Source organism: Shewanella loihica PV-4, from assembly GCF_000016065.1.
Classification (GTDB): domain Bacteria; phylum Pseudomonadota; class Gammaproteobacteria; order Enterobacterales; family Shewanellaceae; genus Shewanella; species Shewanella loihica.
Window position 1 is genome coordinate 4,560,392 of sequence record NC_009092.1, and the last position, 21,130, is coordinate 4,581,521.

Annotated in this window: 16 protein-coding genes and 3 pseudogenes; 4 read left to right on the forward strand and 15 right to left on the reverse strand. The window is 48.4% G+C overall.

The features are described 5' to 3' along the window. Positions 1-156 precede the first annotated feature (156 nt). From SHEW_RS19855 to SHEW_RS20485, 4 genes and pseudogenes are all read left to right on the forward strand, one after another. Positions 157-1,331, forward strand: a protein-coding gene (locus tag SHEW_RS19855; RefSeq protein WP_076611522.1) for an IS3-like element ISSlo2 family transposase whose coding sequence is annotated in 2 segments (ribosomal slippage) — positions 157-415 and positions 415-1,331 — 1,176 coding nt in all. Because the reading frame shifts where the segments join, the coding sequence is not laid out codon by codon here. Between the two features lie 9 nt (positions 1,332-1,340). Further along, positions 1,341-1,472: pseudogene (locus tag SHEW_RS20790) on the forward strand (IS5/IS1182 family transposase); the annotation flags it as partial. A gap of 368 nt (positions 1,473-1,840) precedes the next feature. Continuing rightward, complete coding sequence (locus tag SHEW_RS19860; RefSeq protein WP_011867625.1) at positions 1,841-3,847, forward strand: alkyl/aryl-sulfatase; 2,007 nt, start codon at positions 1,841-1,843, stop codon at positions 3,845-3,847. A 673-nt stretch (positions 3,848-4,520) separates the two neighbouring features. Then, positions 4,521-4,802 (forward strand): annotated as a pseudogene (locus SHEW_RS20485) (IS3 family transposase); the annotation flags it as partial. A 439-nt stretch (positions 4,803-5,241) separates the two neighbouring features. Here the strand turns inward: SHEW_RS20485 and SHEW_RS19870 are convergent. From SHEW_RS19870 to atpF, 15 genes and pseudogenes are all read right to left on the reverse strand, one after another. Further along, positions 5,242-5,409, reverse strand: a pseudogene (locus tag SHEW_RS19870) (IS66 family transposase); the annotation flags it as partial. 59 nt (positions 5,410-5,468) lie between these two features. Next, positions 5,469-5,822, reverse strand: coding sequence for an IS66 family insertion sequence element accessory protein TnpB (gene tnpB / locus SHEW_RS19875; protein WP_011867627.1), 354 nt, complete (start codon positions 5,820-5,822; stop codon positions 5,469-5,471). Continuing rightward, a complete protein-coding gene (tnpA, locus tag SHEW_RS19880; RefSeq protein ID WP_011867628.1) occupies positions 5,819-6,139 on the reverse strand; it encodes an IS66 family insertion sequence element accessory protein TnpA in 321 nt (106 codons plus the stop codon). The genes tnpB and tnpA overlap by 4 nt, the downstream gene beginning before the upstream one ends. Positions 6,140-6,295: 156 nt before the next feature. Further along, entirely contained in the window at positions 6,296-7,276 is a 981-nt protein-coding gene (locus SHEW_RS19885; protein WP_011867629.1) for an IS5 family transposase, read from the reverse strand. A 1,358-nt stretch (positions 7,277-8,634) separates the two neighbouring features. Continuing rightward, positions 8,635-10,464, reverse strand: a complete 1,830-nt coding sequence (gene glmS, locus SHEW_RS19890) for a glutamine--fructose-6-phosphate transaminase (isomerizing) (RefSeq protein WP_011867630.1) — start codon at positions 10,462-10,464, stop codon at positions 8,635-8,637. Positions 10,465-10,499: 35 nt separating this feature from the next. Further along, positions 10,500-11,270, reverse strand: a complete 771-nt coding sequence (locus SHEW_RS19895) for a DeoR/GlpR family DNA-binding transcription regulator (protein WP_011867631.1) — start codon at positions 11,268-11,270, stop codon at positions 10,500-10,502. Positions 11,271-11,415: 145 nt separating this feature from the next. Beyond that, on the reverse strand, positions 11,416-13,554 hold the full coding sequence (locus SHEW_RS19900; RefSeq protein WP_011867632.1) for a TonB-dependent receptor: 2,139 nt from the start codon (positions 13,552-13,554) through the stop codon (positions 11,416-11,418). Positions 13,555-13,764: 210 nt separating this feature from the next. Next, complete coding sequence (gene glmU / locus SHEW_RS19905) at positions 13,765-15,129, reverse strand: bifunctional UDP-N-acetylglucosamine diphosphorylase/glucosamine-1-phosphate N-acetyltransferase GlmU (protein ID WP_011867633.1); 1,365 nt, start codon at positions 15,127-15,129, stop codon at positions 13,765-13,767. 111 nt (positions 15,130-15,240) lie between these two features. Beyond that, complete coding sequence (locus tag SHEW_RS19910; protein WP_011867634.1) at positions 15,241-15,594, reverse strand: DsrE/DsrF/TusD sulfur relay family protein; 354 nt, start codon at positions 15,592-15,594, stop codon at positions 15,241-15,243. A 164-nt stretch (positions 15,595-15,758) separates the two neighbouring features. Continuing rightward, entirely contained in the window at positions 15,759-16,187 is a 429-nt protein-coding gene (locus SHEW_RS19915) for a F0F1 ATP synthase subunit epsilon (protein ID WP_011867635.1), read from the reverse strand. 33 nt (positions 16,188-16,220) lie between these two features. Further along, the gene (atpD, locus tag SHEW_RS19920; RefSeq protein WP_011867636.1) at positions 16,221-17,597 is read right to left on the reverse strand and encodes a F0F1 ATP synthase subunit beta; all 1,377 of its coding nucleotides are present in this window, start codon (positions 17,595-17,597) and stop codon (positions 16,221-16,223) included. Between the two features lie 35 nt (positions 17,598-17,632). Then, positions 17,633-18,493 carry a F0F1 ATP synthase subunit gamma gene (atpG, locus tag SHEW_RS19925; protein WP_011867637.1) on the reverse strand — a complete coding sequence of 287 codons (861 nt, stop codon included), beginning with the start codon at positions 18,491-18,493 and terminating at the stop codon, positions 17,633-17,635. Positions 18,494-18,542: 49 nt separating this feature from the next. Beyond that, a complete protein-coding gene (gene atpA, locus SHEW_RS19930; protein ID WP_011867638.1) occupies positions 18,543-20,084 on the reverse strand; it encodes a F0F1 ATP synthase subunit alpha in 1,542 nt (513 codons plus the stop codon). 14 nt (positions 20,085-20,098) lie between these two features. After that, complete coding sequence (atpH, locus tag SHEW_RS19935; RefSeq protein WP_011867639.1) at positions 20,099-20,632, reverse strand: F0F1 ATP synthase subunit delta; 534 nt, start codon at positions 20,630-20,632, stop codon at positions 20,099-20,101. A gap of 14 nt (positions 20,633-20,646) precedes the next feature. Then, positions 20,647-21,117: a F0F1 ATP synthase subunit B gene (gene atpF, locus SHEW_RS19940; RefSeq protein WP_011867640.1), complete on the reverse strand. Its 471-nt coding sequence runs from the start codon at positions 21,115-21,117 to the stop codon at positions 20,647-20,649. Positions 21,118-21,130 lie beyond the last annotated feature (13 nt).

The following is a 21,130-nucleotide window of genomic DNA, read 5'->3' on the forward strand; positions in this document are numbered from 1 at the left end:
ATCAGTTTTCAAAATCTGGCGGTTAAAAAAGCATAATTGCAACAACAGCAGTATGCAACTTTATTACTTAGAGTTAGAAGTGTGTAGTGGCATAGTAAATTTGGCCACCTGAATAGAGGAAGTGATAGACTGACTTCCAGAAAAAAGGTGGTAGAAATGAAGAACACAAGACCGACATTCAGTGCAGAGTTCAAGTTAGAAGCTGCACAACTGGTAACGAAACAGGGCTACAGCGTTACTGAGGCAGCAAGCGCGATGGGCGTAAGTAATTCAGCCATGCGAAAGTGGGTTAACCAGCTTCGACAGGAGCAGCAAGGCGTATCACCCAAAGGCGCACCGCTCACCCCCGAACAACAGCGGATCCGCGAGCTGGAGAAGAAAATCCGCCGCATTGAAGAAGAGAACACCATTTTGAAAAAGGCTACGGCTCTCTTGATGTCAGACTCACTGAACAGTTCTCGTTAGTCGAGAAACTCAGGAAGAGCCATAGCGTAAAGCGGATTTGTTCAGTATTTGGTATTCACCGCAGCAGTTACAAGTATTGGCGAGGCAGACCTACCACCATTGACTCGAAACAGGTAAAACTGCACAGCTTGGTGCGGGAGGCTTATGAAGCCAGCAATGGGTCAGCGGGTGCCAGAACCCTGACTGATATGGTAACGACTGCTGGCGTGAGGTTGACGCGCTATCGTGCCACAGGGCTGATGAAGAAGCTGGGGCTAGTGAGCTGCCAGGTGCCGCAACATCGCTACAAAAAGGCAGACAAGGAGCATGTCGCCATCCCTAACCTCCTTGACCGCCAGTTTGCTGTGACGGCTCCCAATCAAGTGTGGTGTGGCGATGTGACCTATGTGTGGACAGGCAAACGATGGGCTTACCTTGCCGTTGTTCTGGACTTGTTTGCACGGAAACCGGTGGGGTGGGCGATGTCATTTTCGCCCGATAGTGCGCTAACAAGCAAGGCACTAGCCATGGCCTTTGAGGCGCGAGGAAGGCCGAAAGACCTAATGTTCCATAGTGACCAAGGAAGCCACTATACCAGCCGCCGCTTCCGCCAACAGCTCTGGCGTTATCAGATTAAGCAGAGCATGAGTCGACGAGGAAACTGCTGGGACAACAGCCCGATGGAGCGCTTCTTTAGAAGCTTAAAAACAGAATGGATACCGATGACCGGCTATCGGGATATCGGTGAGGCTAAGAGTGAAATTTCGCGATATGTGACGGGGTATTACAGTCAGCTAAGACCACATCAATATAACGGTGGGCTGACACCCAATGAGTCAGAGCGAAGATACTGGCTTGAATACAAAACCGTGGCCAATTTTAGTTGACCACTACACTATAAGCAACTCATCAACGGCAAACTGAGTCTTCGTGATTACAACGCTCAAGTCGGTGAAATCATGGCAGGAGTTGCAGCGTTGAACAAAATAAGCAGGCTAGGTATGCCTGTTCGTCAGGTAACTGGATAAATCACAGAAGAGCGTAGGGCTACTACGTTTCTAGTACTGAATTGATCAACAAGGCCTATTATCTTTATTTAAGTTAATGCTGGCTTTGCCATTTATTCGTCGTCATTGAATACATAACCTATACAAAAACAGATTGCCAGTGGCTATTTAATCAGTTGAAAAAAATGACGAGTAGATTGTTAGGTAGTTGTGATCTTGTTATCGTTATCTATTAAAATAAAGAGTGATTATTGGTGGAAACTATGTAGTGGAAATCACTTAGGTCCTGTTTAAAAAAGCGGGATGATGCTCCAAATGCCGGTTGGTCTCAGTAGAGACCAATTTGGAAGCTGAATTTTAATCTTTTAACTTTCTTAGGAAACATTTATATGAAAACGACTCGTATACTCGCGTATTCGGCGCTACTTTCCATGATGGCCGCATCGCAAGCCGTTATGGCTTATGATTTCAACACAAAAACCAAAGAAGCCACCTCGTTTACCAAACAGGCCAATGAAAAAGTTTATCAAGAATTGAATTTCGACGATAAAACCGCTTTTGCAGATGCTGACCGTGGTTTTATTGCCCCGCTGTTGAATGATGGCAATATCGACGGTGTATTTAACGCGACCGCAATGAACTACATGCAGGATAAGAAGTCACCAGATTCAGTTAACCCGAGCTTGTGGCGTCATGCTCAATTGGTTAACCGCGGCGGCCTGTATCAGGTCAGTGAGCATATCTATCAGGTTCGTGGTCAAGATTTGTCAAACCTGACTATCATAGAAACAGACAATGGTGTGGTTTTCTATGATGTAGAGTATTCGGGTAAAGCACTTAATGCGTCTATCGCGCTTTACGAAAAACACCGAGGCAAGCGTGCACTCAAAGGTGTGATCATGTCGCACAGCCATGCCGATCATTTTGGGGGGTTTGAAGGCATTTATGCTGCTGGTCTTGCTACGCCAGAAGATGTCCAGAGTGGTAAGTTACCAGTCATTGCGCCCGTGGGATTCGTTGAAGAAGCGGTGAGTGAGAACGTGATGGGTGGCAACATCATGGCTCGTCGCGCAGGTTATCAATATGGTAATGTGCTTAAAGTGAATGATAAAGGTATTGTGACTGGTGCACTCGGCCCCGCATTGGCCAATGATGAGTCATCTCTGCCCATACCCAATCACTTTATTGAAAAGGATGGTGAAATCGTCAAAATTGACGGTGTGGATTTTGAATTTTACCTAGTACCACATACCGAGGCTCCAGCAGAAATGGTCATGTTTATTCCGAAATGGAATGCAATGTCCTTGGCTGAAGACTTGAATCATTTGCAACACAATATCTATACGCTGCGTGGAGCTCAGATCCGCGATTCAGCAGCTTGGGCCAAATACTTGAATCAAGCGATTGGCCGTTGGGGTGATAAGGTGGAAGTGCAATTTGGGCCGCACACTTGGCCTGTATGGGGTAATGACAAAGTCGTTGAGTACATGAAAGACCAGCGCGACTTGTATCAGTCGCTTTACGACACCACAATGCGTTATGCCAACTACGGCTATGGTCCCGATGAAATTGCAGAAAATGCTAAGTTACCTGAATCTGTGTTCAATAAATGGGATAACCGTCCATACTACGGCAATCTAAAGAACAACTTGAAATCAACTTATATCCGCAACCTAGGTTGGTTTGATGGTAACGCCGCTAAATTGGCAACTTACCCAGATGCGGAGCGTGGCGAACGCTACGTCGAGGCATTTGGTGGAGAGCAGAAAGTCATTGATGCTGCTCTGAACAGTTTCAACAAAGGTGACTACCGTTTCGCCACCGAGTTGCTGAACAACGTCGTTGCGTCGAATCCAGAGAATAAGCAAGCGACATTCTTGATGGCCGACGCGCTTGAGCAATTGGGCTATCAGGATGAAACTACGCTGACTCGAAATCTCTACTTGTCAGGTGCACAGGAGCTACGTATGGGTGGTAACGTACCGAACAACCTATCGACGGCTTCACCAGAAGTTATTGCCGCTCTGTCAGGGGATATGCTGATGCCTTATTTGGGCATGATTATTGACCAAGTCAAAGCTGAGAAAGTGGGTAATTATGTCATTAACCTAAACTTGGCTGATGACAAACAATTTACTGTCGATCTGCACAACGGGGTATTCAATACTCTAGACGTCACAGCCAAGAACGCTGACGTCACACTGGATATCAGTAAGCCGGATCTGTTAACTTTCCTTGCAGGTAAAATATCAATGAACGACCTGATGAAATCAAATAAGGTCAAGGTTGATGGTGATGCCAAGGTATTAGATCATTTGCCCGGTTTGTTCGACTTAAACATTAAGAACGACATGAACCTCGTTCTTCCCCTACAAGCAGACCATCGGATCAAGTAAATTACGTGATGTAAGCTGTGAAGCTATAGGCTCAGCCCTCCGAAACGGAGGGCTTCAATAGCAACGCGTTGTCACTGGAGTAACGAATGTGTAGGACGTCTTGCACAGATCAGATGTATAATTTCTAAGTTGAGAGGAGGATGCAATTTGCGTCCTCTTTTCTATCGGTTAGTTAGGCATCATCCTTTTTAAGAAGCGTTATTTCCGCTTGTAAGCCTTTTCGCTCTTTAGGGGCGTCATATCGATCATTGACGCCCCCAACTACTTTGAACTCGCGGCTCACGTTCAAACACAATTGTTCACGTCATTTTTCAACACTAGCAGGATCTGTATATTTAAGTTCATGATGTCTTGCTGTTTGGACGAAAATCCAAGTTGTTGGAATATTCTCTGACATCAGGAATCCAGTCCAACGAGCTGGCAATGATGATGTAATTTGCATTTCTATCCATAAGGAATATACATCGCTGCTTGGATCGTTTCGGTGAATAGTGCGCTATGCTCATTGAAAGGGTATGTAGATAGTCAAGTGAATACACTCTTTTTGTGGTGCTAATTACGCATAGCATGAGCCTAGCACGCCATTATGATGGCGCTATATCGGTGGCAATATCGAAAAATGCCGCCATGCGGCGGCAAGAGCCGTGATAAGCATTGCCATAAGGGCATCTAGCGCGAGATAACTCGCCAAGAGCTTGATACAAATGTCAAAGACGCTTTTGACAACAGTAAAGTTCGAGATGGTTTGCGACGAATCCCAAAAGAACTGGCCGAGAACGATGATAGTCATAATGTTAAAACCATTGAAGTTAGCATGAAGCGTCAGGACTTAACGCCGAAAGCGGCACGCAAGTTTAAGTGTACAATGGACTGAAAGCATAAGATGCCTGTAGATCCAAACTTGCTAGCTCTAGACTTTAATACAATGGCTCCGAATCAGAAATGGGCGGGTGACCAGAGATGAGATACGCTAAGCGATCTTTGAGTACATTGAGGTTGATTATAATCGGAAGGGAAGGCTATGTGCTCTTGGGTATCTAAGCCCAGTTAACGTTGAACAGCAAAATGTCGCTTAATGCAGCGTCCAGTCTGGCTGGAGCAGATCATGCAGCTAAAGGTCAGAACCCAAGCCCCTAGTTCACTAGCAAGCCTGCTGGAATTGATTCATTCTTACAGGAACACGAAGCTACATTGTCCTAATTCCACACTTGGAAAGAAGGCCTGCCCCTGTAATTCAGGAGTAAAGTTACTAACTTTAATAGTTTGATTTTGCATGGCATTAAGTTAATGCTGCCTATAAAATTACCGTCTTAATTTTCATCAAGCTGGTAGATTTTGTAAAGATATAAGGCATTGTGAAGCCATAAGTTACCAATTATATTTCACTAACACAACTGGCGGTCAAGAGCGAGCTTAAACTGCTCAATTAAGGATTGGCGCTCTTGTTGCCATTGAGCCTCCTTTTCTTGCCAGCCTTTTTGTTCAGACATCAACGCTTTCACCATAGCTTGAAGCTCGGCGATGTCTTGACTCTCAGCGTTAATATTAGGCGTCTTTTTCATGGCATTTATTATACTAAAAAGACCACTCTAAGGCTTGGTACAACTGACTTTTATCGAGATTAACTCATTGTAAAATTGTCTATTTTTATCGGTTTGCGACCGATTATAGTGAAGCCAGATAACAGCCTGTCTAAGTCAAATTGAGTCAGGGTGTATACCTGTTTTTTCTCTTGAGTGGGCCATTTGAATTTGGCTTTTTCCAGCCGCTTATACCACAGAGCGAAGCCTGTTTTATCCCAATACAAGACTTTGATTTTGTCGCGTTGTTTATTGGTAAACAGGAACAGCGCACCGCTTCCGAGCGGTAAATCGGTTTCAGATTCAATAATCGCCGCCAGACCATTAATGGACTTTCTAAAATCCACGAACTCCCGATACAGGTAAACATTAGGGGCACTCAGCATTCTCTTCATGACAGTGCTCCGATTAACTCTGCCAGAAACGAGGCAGGTGTTCCCTGGGGGATGCTGAGTTCAACGTCATTAATCAATAGTGTCATGTTGGCAATCGGTGTTTGGGTCATCTGATAGCGTGTCGTTTTTTCAACGACTTCAGCTTTAACGAATCCACTACTCTTAGGTTGCTCTATGAACTTTAGTTGCTGTCGCTTGGCATGGAAGGTTGAAAGGCTCAGCCCATTTTGTTCACAGAACACGCGTTGAGACAGATGACTGGATTCGTATTGATCGAATAGGGTATGCCATTCTTGAAGAGTGAGTCTTTTTGCCATTTCAAATCTCCTTGTGGTTGGAGATTTGATCTTATGGCGTGCCGAGATTGATTAGAATGTGGGGTTTATGACGCGCTTACGCTCAATGTCTAAATTCGGCCAATTAATGGGCATTTCAGGCCGAATCTTGGTCCTATTCCGGGTTATTCCCGGATTTCAGACAGATCTTGGTTGTCGTCGCAACATTTGGTCTACTGTAAACAGGTTTGCCAAAGTGAATAACATGGCTAACTGTGAGTCATTTTTCATCAGCCCCTTGTAGCGTGCTTTGATGAAGCCGAACTGACATTTGATAATGCGAAACGGGTGTTCTACCTTTGCTCGGATGCTGGCTTTTAAGTATTCGATGTTGATTATTGTCTTGTTCTTGCGTGGGCGCTTTTTCAGTGCCCGGATTTTACCGGGGCGCTCGGCAATCAGCCATTCCACGTTCGTGTCTTTCAATTCTTCCCGTTTCTGTGCGCCTTGATAACCGGCATCGCCGGAAACGAATTCCTCTTCACCGTGAAGCAAATTATCTAATTGGTTCAGATCATGTTCGTTGGCAGCTGTGGTAACCAGCGTATGGGTGAGACCGCTCTTGGCATCCACACCAATGTAGGCTTTCATGCCGAAGTGCCATTGGTTGCCTTTCTTGGTCTGATGCATATCTGGGTCTCGCTCATTGTTTTTATTCTTAGTGGAGCTCGGTGCTTCAATAATCGTAGCATCCACCAACGTACCTTGTGTCATCATCACACCACTATCCGACAGCCATTGATTAACAGTTTTGAATAATTTTCGTGTGAGTTTATGCTTTTCCAGCAAGTGCCTAAAGTTCATGATGGTGGTACGGTCTGGGATCGCTTTATCGAGTGACAATAGTGCAAACTGACGCATTGAAGCAATTTCGTATAACGCATCTTCGGTCGCTTCGTCACTAAGACTGTACCATTGCTGCATACAATGAATGCGGAACATTGTCTCAAGTGGATAAGGACGGCGACCGTTGCCGACTTTGGGGTAAAAGGGTTCAATCACGTCCAGCAGTTGAGACCACGGCAACAGGTTCTCCATCCGGGATAAAAAAATCTCTTTGCGAGTCTGACGACGCTTGCTAGAAAACTCACTATCGGCAAAGGTTAGTTGTTGGCTCATGGGTGTTGGTCGTTGTGATGGACTGTGCCTCTATGATCTCATATTAGGGACTTATTCGCACCTTCCCTAGAGATTTACACCGTAATCCCGATGGTAATGCTAAGTTTTGTTCTTATTGTGGCCAAAAGCTGCCTCATTGTTCTGAATAGAATGGTCGTGCCATTATTTTAATTAAAATAGCCTTAGTCAACTTTATGTTGTGTTACTACAAAGTCACAATTTGATGAAATTCAACACTTTATTATTGTCATACAATACAAGCGGTTAGATTAAGTCTGGCGAAAATATCCATTATCCCGGCAGACCCTCTAATACACCATTCGGAAAAACGCGCATGCGCGTTTTCCAAACCTATTAACTAATTTTGGGAAATTTTATGCGCATGATTTTTAATGGTTTTATAAACTTTAGGCTGGATAAACGCGCAAACTAATGAGTGTAAAAACACTCAAAAGCATCTAAATTTAAATACGACTGTATACCCATACATTGTTAGCCGATTTCTGGTAAGGCCAAACATAGGCAAATAGATAAGAATATGTATCGCAGCAGGTGTGGGAATTTTCGGTTGAACTAATGAGCCGAAACACGGAATGGGGCATTAGCGTGTTACTCGTTCCCATCAGCCCGCACATGGACAGTTTCAGTTCTTTACGCAACTGGTGATTCGCGAGCTGCGTAATAACAGTGAAAGACGCATCTGCTAATCGGCAGTAAACATGTAGATAGAAATGAGCCTCGCATTCGCAAGGCTCAATAATATTTATTTGTAGTACTGGTGACGTCTTTTCGAATTATGCTTCCAGCACTTAGCAACGTCATATACGGATGCAGGATAATCATCCCAAGGATTAGCCAGTAATTTTCCTCTAGCCGCTCGCAGTTTGATTGGATAGTCACGATATTCAACTACATGAAGAAAAAAGTAACTCTTTTCCTGCTTAGTTGAAAAGTGCTTATGAGTCCCACTACGAGCAGAAGGATACACATCCCATAGAAAACACCTATCAGCTTTGATATGGCTTCGGTACTGTTGCTTTAGTTTTTTCATTTACCCTCCAGGTTTACATTACCTAGAAGGGGTCCTCTGCAAAGTAGTTCATTCGTCCACCTTTATGTCCTGCCTGCTTTACTTAGTCTAGCAAATTAGCGTTAGAGCCTGAAATTACAACCAAAGCTTATCAATCAAACCATACTTCTTAAAACACATCGGGGCATTTTCGATTTAGAAATGGCAGCGTATCGACTGCGATCGCTGCCACTTTAGTATGATACTTTAATACTCAGTATGAATCTTTATTACTTTGTATGAGACTTTATTACTCTCTCACATATGGGGCTTAGTTTAAGGGCGCAAATTACTCTACCGTCACCGACTTAGCCAGGTTACGCGGCTGATCCACGTCAGTCCCCTTGATCAGGGCGACATGATAAGAGAGCAGCTGTAACGGGATAGTGTAGATGAGCGGCGCCATGTAGTCATCACAGTGTGGCACTGGGATCACCTTCATGGTGTCATCTGACTCGAACTCGGCGTCCTTGTCGGCAAACACATACATGAGGCCACCACGGGCACGCACCTCTTCGACGTTCGACTTGAGCTTTTCAAGCAGTTCGTTGTTTGGCGCCACAACGATCACCGGCATATCAGCATCGATCAGTGCCAGCGGACCGTGCTTAAGCTCACCAGATGCATAAGCTTCGGCGTGGATGTAAGAGATCTCCTTAAGCTTGAGCGCACCTTCCATCGCGATAGGATATTGATCGCCGCGGCCCAGGAACAGAGCGTGATGCTTATCGGCAAAGTCTTCGGCCAACTCGGCGATAGCATCATCCAGACCCAATGCCTGTTCCACCTTAGCCGGCATAGACTGCAGACTCTGGGTGATCTCGGCCAACATCTCGGGGGACATGCCGTTGTGACGACCGACAGCGGCGGTCAACATCAAGAGACCTGCCAGCTGTACGGTAAAGGCCTTGGTTGAAGCTACGCCGATCTCGGCGCCCGCCTTCATCATGTACGCCATGTCCGACTCGCGCACCAGAGAAGAACCTGGCGCATTACAGATAGTCAGGGTCGCCTTGTAGCCCATCTCTTTGGCCAGACGCAGCGCGGCCAGGGTATCGGCGGTTTCGCCCGACTGAGAGATGGTCACCAACAGGCTATTGGGGAACAGGTGCGATTTTCGGTAACGGAACTCAGAGGCGATCTCGACGTTACAGGAAACCCCAGCCCAATCCTCAAGCCAGTAACGTGCCGCCATACCCGCGTGATAGCTGGTACCACAGGCGATGATCTGCACGTGTTTGATATCTTTTAGGAACTCTGCCGCGTTTTCACCGAAGGCAGAATCCAGCACATGGCCACCGGCAATGCGTCCCTCCAGAGTATGAGCGATAGCGCGAGGCTGCTCATAGATCTCCTTGAGCATATAGTGGCGGTACTCGCCCTTGTCACCCGCATCATGAGTCACTTCTGACTCTTTCACTTCACGCTCGACCGCGTTGCCATCGACATCGAAGATACTCACGGTGCGACGGGTTACCTCGGCCACATCTCCCTCTTCGAGGAAGGCAAAAGAGCGAGTCACGGGCAGCAGTGCCAGCTGATCCGAGGCGACGAAGTTTTCGCCCAGGCCGAAACCTATCACCAGTGGGCTACCTGAGCGGGCGACTATCATGCGCTCGCTGTCACGACGGTCGATAACAACCGTGCCGTAGGCGCCTTCGAGTTGTTTGACCGTGGCCTGCACAGCGCCAAGCAGAGTGCCATGAGACTTAAGCTCATGGTGTACCAGGTGGCAGATCACTTCGGTATCAGTATCTGAGTTAAAGGTGTAACCCAGGCCCTTCAGCATGTCGCGTAGCTTGTTGTGGTTTTCGATGATGCCGTTGTGCACCACGGCAATATCACCGCTAGACTGATGAGGGTGAGCGTTACGCTCACTCGGCTCGCCATGGGTCGCCCAGCGCGTATGTGCGATGCCCGTGCCACCGACAAGTGGTGCCTGCTCTAAGGCACTAGACAGCTCTTGCACCTTTCCTACACGGCGAGTGCTTGCCAGTTCATTGTTATGAATCACCGCCACACCGGCAGAGTCATAACCACGATATTCGAGGCGGCGTAGCCCCTCGAGTAGAATTTCCGCAACATCCCTTTGCGCCACTGCGCCAACGATTCCGCACATAGTTTTTTCCTACTTACTCTTACTAATTTAAAAATTTACTTTGAATAGGGCGCGAGGATCACCTCTACACCCTGCTCGATAATCTGTTCTACCGTCTGCTCATCGACTCTATCGTCGGTCACGAGCACGCTTATCTGCTGCCATGGCAGCTCTAGGTTAGGTATGCGCCTGCCTATCTTGTCTGAATCCACCATGACGATCACCTCACGGGAAACCTCGGCCATCACCTTGCTCAGGCCGGTCAACTCGTTGAAGGTGGTAGTGCCTCTGGCGAGATCTATCCCATCGGCGCCGATAAACAGCTGATCGAAGTTATAGGAGCGAAGCACCTGTTCGGCCACCTGTCCCTGGAAAGATTCTGAATGGGGATCCCAGGTGCCGCCCGTCATCAGTAGCGTCGGCTCGTTTTCCAGCTCGTGTATGGCGTTGGCTAGCTGCAACGAGTTGGTCATCACCACTAAGCCGCGCTTGGTATTGAGTTGCTGTACCAGTCCCGAGGTGGTGCTGCCGCTATCTATGATGATGCGGTTATGATCTTTTATCAGCCTGGCCGCGGCCTCGGCGATAGATAGCTTATTGGGGGCTATCTTAGCGCTGAACTGCTGAGTCACCTCATCGGGGATCGCCACGGCGCCACCGTAACGACGCAGCAGTAGACCGGTTTTTTCCAGCACTGCCAAGTCTTTACGTATGGTGACCTCTGAGGTCTCGAAACGATTAGCCAGCTCATCGACGCTCACCTCGCCAGTCTCATTCAAGACGGCAATAATGCTGTGGCGGCGCTGCTGAGTGTTTCGTTTATTCACAAAGAGTTTCACTTAAGTTTCGTTTCGAAAGATGAATTATAGTGATTCGAAACTTTTTTACCAGCAATAAAGATTGAAAACCGAGCTAAAAACGCAAAAAGCCGCTATCACAGATAGCGGCTTAATGAGTGAAATGAAATTGAGTTTAAAACTTGGCTTGCAGCGCTAAGCCGAAATGACGTCCCTCACCCACGGTAACATCCGTATTGGTACCACCGGCCAGGTAATCGGTATCGAACAGGTTCTTCACATTGAGGCGTACGCTGACATCGCTCCCCATCACATCCATGGTATAGGCGGCGCCGATATCGAAGCGCACATAGGCATCCTTGGTAATGGTGTTATCCGTATTGGCGAAGCGCTCGCCCACATAGATGGCACCAAAGTTAAGTGCTAAGGCCTCTGTCATCTCGTAGCGGGTCCAGATGTTGGCCGACCACTCGGGTGCGTCTACGGGCGTCTTGCCGTTAAGTCTGTCTTCTTGCGGGCGTTGATACTCGGCATCGAGATACATCATAGATCCAGTCATGAACCACTTGTCGCTCAGCTGTCCCTGTGCCCCCATCTCGAAGCCTTTATGACGCTGTTCACCGGATTGAGTGGTGATCGTCTTATCGCCACTGGTCGGGATCACCTCAAGATCTTGGGTCACGGTAACATTGGATACCGTAATATCGAAGACAGCGCCGGTTAGCAGCAGACTGCCATCGAACAGCTCCCACTTGGTACCGACCTCATACTGCTCGCCATACTCTGGGTCCAGATTCATCTGATCGTTCACATCATCCGGATCATTCACCATCCCCTGTGGCGTGAAGCTCTTAGAGTAATTGAAGTAGATACTGCCATTCTCTGCCGGCGAGTAGATCACCCCAAACTTAGGCGATACCGCATAGCTGTTGTTGCCCTTACCATCCTTCTTCTGCTCATCGTAACGTACGCCAGCCAACAACTGCCATTGCTGGTTGATGGTCATTAGATCCTGAATATAGAAGCCATAATGCTTATAGTCGGATTCAGACTTGGTGGTGTCGCGATGATAATCCAAGTCCGGACGAGGCACAGGCTGCCCCGGCATCACCAGCTGGTTCTTATCTCCCGCCTCCTTTAGCTGGCCATAGTAGTAGTCCAGCATATTGGCGCCGATCAACAGCTTGTGCTCGAAGTCACCGGTGCTAAAGTCGCCGGTAAAGTCGATGAAGCCCGTCTTGTGTTGCCAGTCGTCATAACGGTCGAACGGGCTAATGGTGTAACCATCGGTGAAAGGATCTTCCGAGCCTTTTACTAGGCTAGGTGAAGAATCTAAACGCTGACGATTAAACTGCTGGTCGTTATAACCCGCCTTGATCTGCCAATCGTCGCTGAGATGATAGGTTAGCTCGGCGCCCAGGTTTGAGATGGTGTTGTCGGTAAAGGCCCAGGGCTGATCCCAGATGATATCTCTGCCACCTATTAACTCACCATCGCTATTTAACCAGCCACCACGGTCTATGCCCGTCTTATCCTGAGTATGGTCATACTTGAGCGACAGCATAAGATCGTCGGTGATATCGAACTCCAGATTCAGATAGCCTAACCAGCGATCGCGCTCCTGATTGCTGCCGTCCTGATATTCGCGCCAATATTGAGTGTCTTGCTTAACCAGCACTGTGCGGTAGCGTATGGTCTGCGCTTCATTCAGGCTGCCACCGGCATCCAGCTGATAACGGGTCGATCCATGCTCGTCGGTGTCGAAGCCCAGCTCAAACAGGGTGTCATAGGTAGGCTTCTTGGTGACCATGTTGATCAGGCCGCCTGGGCCAGACTGGCCATAGAGCATGCTAGAGGGTCCTTTTAACACCTCTACCTGTTGCAGGGTCTCGATAGGCTGCACATAGTGAGACCACTGCTGCTGACCATTGATCAGATAACCCGAACCCGATGACAGCTCGAAACCGCGGATGTTAAACACCTGACGATTCCACTTCTCGCTGCCGCTGGTGACACTCGAGTCGTTCACCAGTACCTCTGACAGGTTGGTCGCCAACTGCTCGTCGGTCACAAAGTCGGGGATCACAGCCACAGATTGCGGAGTATCCATAAGATCGATATCGCCACGCATGGCGCCGGAGGCAACGCCCACCTTATAGTCATTAAAGGTTCGCCCCGTCACGGTAATACGTTCGATATTAGCCTCAACCAGGCTGTTTTCGGCATCATCGGCCACTGCTGGCGTTGCCGCCAGGGCGGCCAACACGGCAAAACCGACAGGAGAATAGTTAAACGAACCTAGCTTAAATGACATGCAAACCTCACCACTAAACAACAAGTAAACGAAAGTTGCGACAAATATAAATGAGAATTGTTTTTATTTAAGCTTATTTACATCCCTTTACACTGTAGGCCGATCCAGTTCACTAAATTAGCCTTATCAGCAAGAGAATTGGCAGTTATGCAATGAAAACTCGCATAAAAAAAGCGACCATAGAGGTCGCTTCTTCTTACTTTTGAAAGCTTATTTCTTTTGCTTCACAGGACGTGTCCAGCCAGTCAGATGACGCTGTTTCACTCGAGTGATCACCAGCTCATCGGCCGCCACATCACGGGTAATGGTTGAGCCCGCACCTAATGTGGCCCCCTTACCTATGGTCACAGGCGCCACCAGCTGAGTATCGCTGCCCACAAACACGTCGTCTTCGATCACCGTCAGGTGCTTGTTGGCACCATCATAGTTACAGGTAATGGTACCGGCACCTATGTTCACCCCAGCGCCCACCTGAGCATCGCCAATATAGGCCAGGTGACCCGCCTTAGAGCCTTCACCCAGTACAGCCTTCTTCATCTCGACGAAGTTGCCGATATGGGCATCGCGCTTGAGCTCGGCGCCTGGACGCAGGCGGGCGAATGGCCCTGCACTGGCCGCTTCTCCCACAATCGCATTTTCGATAATAGAATAAGGTTTAATCTCGGCGTTATCGCCAATCTCACAGTCGATGAGGATGGCGCCGGCGCCGATAGTCACGTTATTGCCTATGGTCACCTTACCCTGGAATACTACATTGACGTCGATCATCACGTCCATGCCGACCGTGACTTCGCCGCGCACATCGATGCGGGCGGGGTCACGCAGATTAGCACCTTCGAGCATGAGCTTCTCGGCGGCGCGCGCCTGATAGGCGCGCTCCAATTGAGCCAGTTGCACGCGATTGTTCGCCCCCTCCACCTCGATGGCAGATTCAGGCTGCGCCGTGGTGATGCTCACGCCATCACTATGGGCCATAGCCACGATATCGGTAAGATAATATTCGCCCTGGGCATTATCCGACGACAACTGACCCAACCAGGCCTTTAGCTGCTTGCCCGGCGCGGCCATGATGCCCGTGTTGATCTCATTGATCTTAAGCTGTTCCTCATTGGCATCCTTCTGCTCGACGATCCCCACTACCTTACCGGCCTCACGTACGATGCGACCGTAACCGGTTGGATCATGCAGGTTCACGGTAAGAATGGCTAGGCCGTTAGCATCACGTGCCGCCAAAAGGGCTTCCAGTGTCGAGACCTGGATCAGAGGCACGTCACCGTAGAGGATCAGGACAGTATCATCATCGCCAATATTGTCGTTGGCCTGAGCCACGGCATGACCCGTACCCAACTGCTCGGCTTGCAATACCCAATTCAGCGCTTGCTCACCCAGACGGGCCTGAAGCTTATCGGCGCCATAACCATAGACTAGCTGAATCGCCTCGCTCCCCAGTTGATGCGCGGTATCTATCACATGCTGCACCATGCTCTTATGGGCGATGGGATGAAGAACCTTGGGAAGGTCTGAGCGCATGCGAGTCCCTTTGCCTGCGGCCAAAATAACGACGTTCAGTGCCATGGAGATATCCTTGATATGATTACTGCTAATACAGAAAAAAATGCAAATTAAGTGGGCCGATTTTAATAGATTGCGCCGTCAAAAGCGACACGCGGCGCACCTTTAAAGGCGTTAGAAGTTGATCACCTTGTCCGACTGCAGCAGCCAGAGGGCGAGATCGTCCATGGTGGCCTTCACACATCCCTCGATAGCACTCAGATCATTAAGACCGCGAGCCTGCACGCAGGAGGTGCAATACTTCACCTCGGCGCCCTGGGCCAAGATAATCTCCAGCATCTGCTGCAAGTTATAGCCCTCACCCGGTTGCTGCCTGGGTAACACGCCTGTCACGGCATCGGACAAGAGAAACAGCTTAACCTTAGGTGTGGGAATCTGTTCGTTAAGCTGTATCGCCAGACGTAGGGCGTTAAAGAGTTTCTCTGACCCATAAGGCGCATCGTTGACGACGATTAAGACTTGTTGCATGGAATATCCCTTATTAAAAACAAGGGCATCAGCCTATCATTGCCATGAAATTGAAACGCCAGGCTCGATCACGTAAAGGGAGTAGAAAGATAATCGGGGATGGGAAACAGATACAAAAAAGGCGGTCACCCTAGGGCACCGCCTTTTATCATCAAACAATAACCTTATCTGGCAATGTTCTTCTTGATGGTCTCTACAACGCGCAATTGAGCGATAGCCTGAGCTAATTCAATCGCTGCAGCGGCATAGTTAAAGTCTGCGCCAGCGTTAGCCATATGGGCTTCTGCACGACGCTTGGCTTCTACGGCTGCCTGCTCATCAATCTCTTCGGCACGCAATACTACGTCAGCCAATACTGATACTGAGAAAGGTTGCACTTCCAGGATACCACCCGAAAGGTAAAACACTTCCTCTTTACCATCTTGTTTGACGATGCGCGCCATGCCAGGTTTGATATGCGTAAGCAGAGGGGCGTGACCCGGCATAACGCCTAAATCACCCTCAGCACCTGAGACTTGTAGGTGTGCTACCAGACCCGAAAAGATGCTGCTTTCTGCGCTTACAATATCAAGTTGTACTGTCATGGCTGCCATCCGTTCTCCTTAAAATATCAAGCTAACGCCTGATTATTTTTTGTTAGCTCGCTCGATAACTTCGTCGATTGAACCTGCCATGTAGAACGCTTGCTCTGGAATGTGGTCGAACTCACCTTCCAATAGGCCTTTAAAGCCACGGATAGTGTCTTTAAGGGCAACGTACTTACCTGGAGAACCGGTGAATACTTCTGCTACGAAGAATGGCTGAGACAGATATTTTTCAATCTTACGCGCACGGGCAACGGTAGTCTTATCTTCATCAGATAATTCGTCCATACCCAGAATCGCGATGATGTCTTTCAGCTCTTTATAGCGCTGTAGTACGTTCTGTACACCACTTGCTACGTCATAGTGCTCTTGGCCAACAACCTGTGGATCTAGCTGACGTGAAGTCGAATCCAGTGGGTCAACCGCTGGGTAGATACCCAGAGAAGCAATGTTACGTGACAATACAACGGTCGCATCCAAGTGAGCGAAGGTTGTTGCTGGTGACGGATCCGTCAAGTCATCCGCAGGTACGTATACCGCTTGAACAGAGGTAATAGACCCTGTCTTAGTAGAGGTAATACGCTCCTGAAGAACACCCATCTCTTCAGCCAGTGTTGGCTGGTAACCTACCGCTGAAGGCATACGGCCTAGCAGTGCAGATACTTCGGTACCCGCTAGGGTGTAACGATAGATGTTATCGACGAACAATAGTACGTCTTTACCTTCGTCACGGAACTTCTCAGCCATAGTCAGACCGGTCAGTGCCACACGTAGACGGTTTCCTGGAGGCTCGTTCATCTGACCATAAACCATGGCCACTTTGTCGAGTACGCCAGATTCTTCCATCTCGTAGTAGAAGTCGTTACCCTCACGAGTACGCTCACCTACACCGGCGAATACTGACAAACCAGAGTGTGCTTTAGCGATGTTGTTGATCAGTTCCATCATGTTAACTGTCTTACCAACACCCGCACCACCAAACAGACCTACTTTACCACCCTTAGCAAACGGACATACAAGGTCGATTACCTTGATACCAGTTTCTAAAAGCTCAGTAGTGTTTGATTGATCTTCATATGAAGGAGCTTCACGGTGAATAACATAACGCTCATCTTCACCGATAGGACCCGCTTCATCAACTGGCTGACCTAGTACGTTCATGATACGGCCAAGAGTTGCACTCCCAACCGGAACAGTAATAGGTGAACCTGTGTTTACTACCTCGATACCACGACGCAGACCATCTGAAGAACCCATAGCGATGGTACGAACTACACCACCACCAAGCTGCTGCTGAACTTCCAGCACCAAGCCTTCACTTTTGATCTCTAGAGCGTCATAGACCTGAGGTACGGCATCATGTGGAAACTCAACGTCCACAACCGCGCCAATTACTTGGACAACAGTACCTGTGCTCATGATTAATCCTCTAAAACTTGTATTCGTTACCCAGCCTAAACCGCAGCGGCACCAGAAACAATTTCCGACAGTTCTTGCGTAATCGCAGCCTGACGGGCCTTGTTGTAGACCAACTGCAAGTCATCGATAAGTTCACCAGCGTTGTCTGTCGCAGCCTTCATAGCAACCATACGGGCTGCCTGCTCTGATGCGATGTTTTCAACAACACCTTGATACACTTGAGACTCCACATAACGAACCAATAAGGTCTCCAAAAGTTCTTTTGGATCAGGCTCGTATAGGTAATCCCAGTGATGAGAAATCTCATCTTCTTCTGACTTAGGCAAAGGTAGCAGCTGTTCGATCACAGGCGTCTGGCTCATGGTATTCACAAACTTGTTGAATACTACGTACAGACGGTCTAGCGTGCCTTCGTTGTATGCTTTTAGCATTACGCGTACTGTTCCGATCAGGTCAGCGAGCTTAGGAGCATCGCCTAATCCTGACGCGTGAGCAGACACTTTTCCGCCAAAGCTGTTGAAGAATTGTACGCTGCGTGCACCGATTGGGCAGAATTCAACTTCCGCTCCGGCTTCACGCTGCTTCTTCACGTCCGCGACAACCTTCTTAAATAGGTTGACGTTAAGACCACCACAAAGACCACGGTCGGTTGACACAACAATGTAACCAACTCGCTTAGCTTCTCTCACTTCCAAATATGGATGCTTATATTCGAGAGAACCCTGCGCCACGTGACCGATCACCTTACGCATATTTTCCGCGTATGGACGGCTCGCTGCCATGCGATCCTGCGCCTTGCGCATTTTGCTGGCTGCAACCATCTCCATTGCGGATGTGATCTTCTGAGTGTTCTGAACACTCGCGATCTTGGTTTTAATCTCTTTAGCGCCGGCCATCTTTACTCTCCAATCTGGACCTGAGGTGCCTTAAGACACCTCCGTGTCTTTACCAGGTTTGGGTTTCTACGAACTTGTCGAGGCCAGCCTTCAAACCACCTTCGATATCGGCATTGTAGTCGCCAGTCTCGTTGATAGTCTTCATTAGGTCAGCATGCTCGCTGTTCATGTAAGAGAGCAAAGAAGCTTCGAAATCACCGATCTTGTTCAGCTCAACGCCTTTTAGGTAACCTTTTTCAGCTGCGAAAATAGACACAGACTGGTCGGCCACGCTCATTGGCGCGTATTGCTTCTGCTTCATGAGTTCGGTAACACGCTCACCATGCTCAAGCTGAGCACGAGTTGCATCGTCAAGGTCAGATGCAAACTGAGAGAACGCTGCAAGCTCTCGATACTGTGCAAGTGCAGTACGGATACCGCCAGACAGTTTCTTGATGATCTTAGTCTGAGCCGCACCACCAACGCGAGAAACCGAAATACCTGGGTTAACCGCAGGACGTAGGCCTGAGTTAAACAGGTCAGTTTCAAGGAAGATCTGACCATCGGTAATCGAAATTACGTTGGTCGGTACGAATGCAGATACGTCACCCGCTTGAGTTTCAATAATAGGCAGTGCAGTCAAAGAACCAGTTTGGCCCTTAACTTCGCCATTAGTGAACTTCTCAACGTACTCAGCGTTAACGCGTGAAGCACGTTCAAGTAGACGAGAGTGAAGATAGAAAACATCACCTGGGTATGCTTCACGTCCTGGTGGACGCTTCAGTAGCAATGAGATCTGACGGTAAGCAACAGCTTGCTTAGAAAGATCATCATATACGATCAGTGCATCTTCACCACGGTCACGGAAGTATTCACCCATTGAACAACCTGAGTACGGAGCCAGGTATTGTAGCGCCGCAGCTTCAGAAGCTGTTGCCACAACAACCACTGTGTTAGCCAGTGCGCCGTGTTCTTCAAGTTTGCGTACCACGTTAGCAATGGTAGAAGCCTTCTGGCCTACTGCTACGTATACACACTTAATGCCTGAATCTTTTTGGTTGATGATGGCATCGATCGCCAGTGCTGTCTTACCAGTCTGACGGTCACCGATGACCAGCTCACGCTGACCACGACCGATTGGGATCATAGAGTCAACGGCTTTATAACCAGTCTGTACTGGCTGATCAACCGACTTACGTTCAATAACGCCTGGTGCGATCACTTCAACAGGAGAGAAACCATCGTTGTCGATAGGTCCTTTACCGTCGATTGGTTGGCCCAGAGTGTTAACTACGCGGCCAAGTAGACCACGGCCAACAGGCACTTCCAAGATACGACCAGTTGTCTTAACTTTTTGGCCTTCTGCCAGATCGGCATAAGGACCCATAACTACGGCACCGACAGAATCACGTTCTAAGTTCAACGCGATCGCATAACGGTTACCAGGCAGTTCGATCATCTCACCTTGCATTACATCGGCAAGGCCGTGAACGCGAATAATGCCGTCGCTCACTGCAACGATAGTACCTTCGTTGCGAGCTTCACTAACGACTTCGAACTGCTCGATCCGCTGTTTAATCAGATCGCTGATTTCAGTGGAATTCAGTTGCATGCTCAAACTCCCAATTACGACTGCAGCTTTTCAGACAGGCGGTTTAGTTTACCGCTGACCGAGCCATCTATGACCAGGTCACCTGCCGTGATGATTACACCAGCCACCAGGCTGGCATCTACGCTGCAATTCAGCTTAACTTTGCGTGTGAGACGTTTTTCTAGAGAAGCACTAATTTGTTGCTGTTGCTCTGCGCTAAGCTCAGTGGCAGAAACAACAGATGCTTCAACCTCTTTCGCCCACTCGTTGCTGAACTCATGAAAGAGTTCATATACAGCAGGAAGTACTTCCAAACGACCGTTTTCAGCCATTACCTTTATCAGATTTTGACCTTGCTCATTGATCTGCTCACCACACACCTTAATGAAAAGGTCGGCAAGCTGGCTGCTCGAAAGCGCACCAGACAGCAGCGGCTTCATCGTCTCGTTTTCACTGACTTGAGCGGCAAAGCTAAGCATTTCAGCCCAGCTTTCTACTGCATTTTTCTCAATAGCAAAGTCAAATGCTGCCTTTGCGTAAGGACGAGCGATGGTGCTTAATTCAGCCATAACTCACTCCCTAATCAAATTTCAGCAACAAGTTTGTTAACTATGTCACTGTGGGCGGCTTCATCAATCGAACGCTCAAGGATCTTCTCTGCACCGGCGATAGCCAGAGCAGCAACTTGCTTACGCAGGTCTTCTTTCACGCGATTACGTTCAGCTTCAATTTCTGCTTTACCCTGAGCGATGATTTTCGCACGCTCAGCGTCTGCTTCGGCTTTGGCCTCATCGACAATCTGAGCTTTACGCTTGTTAGCTTGCTCAATGATTTCGTTAGCAGTTGCCTTAGCTTCTTTTAGTTGGTCGGTGGCTTTCGCCTGTGCCAACTCTAGGTCTTTTACAGCACGATCAGCATCAGCTAGACCGTCGGCGATCCTTTTTTGGCGCTCTTCGATGGCATTCATCAAAGGGGGCCAAACAAACTTCATGCAGAACCACACGAAGATAATAAAGGCAACCGTCTGACCGATTAGGGTGACGTTGATATTCACAACAGCCTCCTAT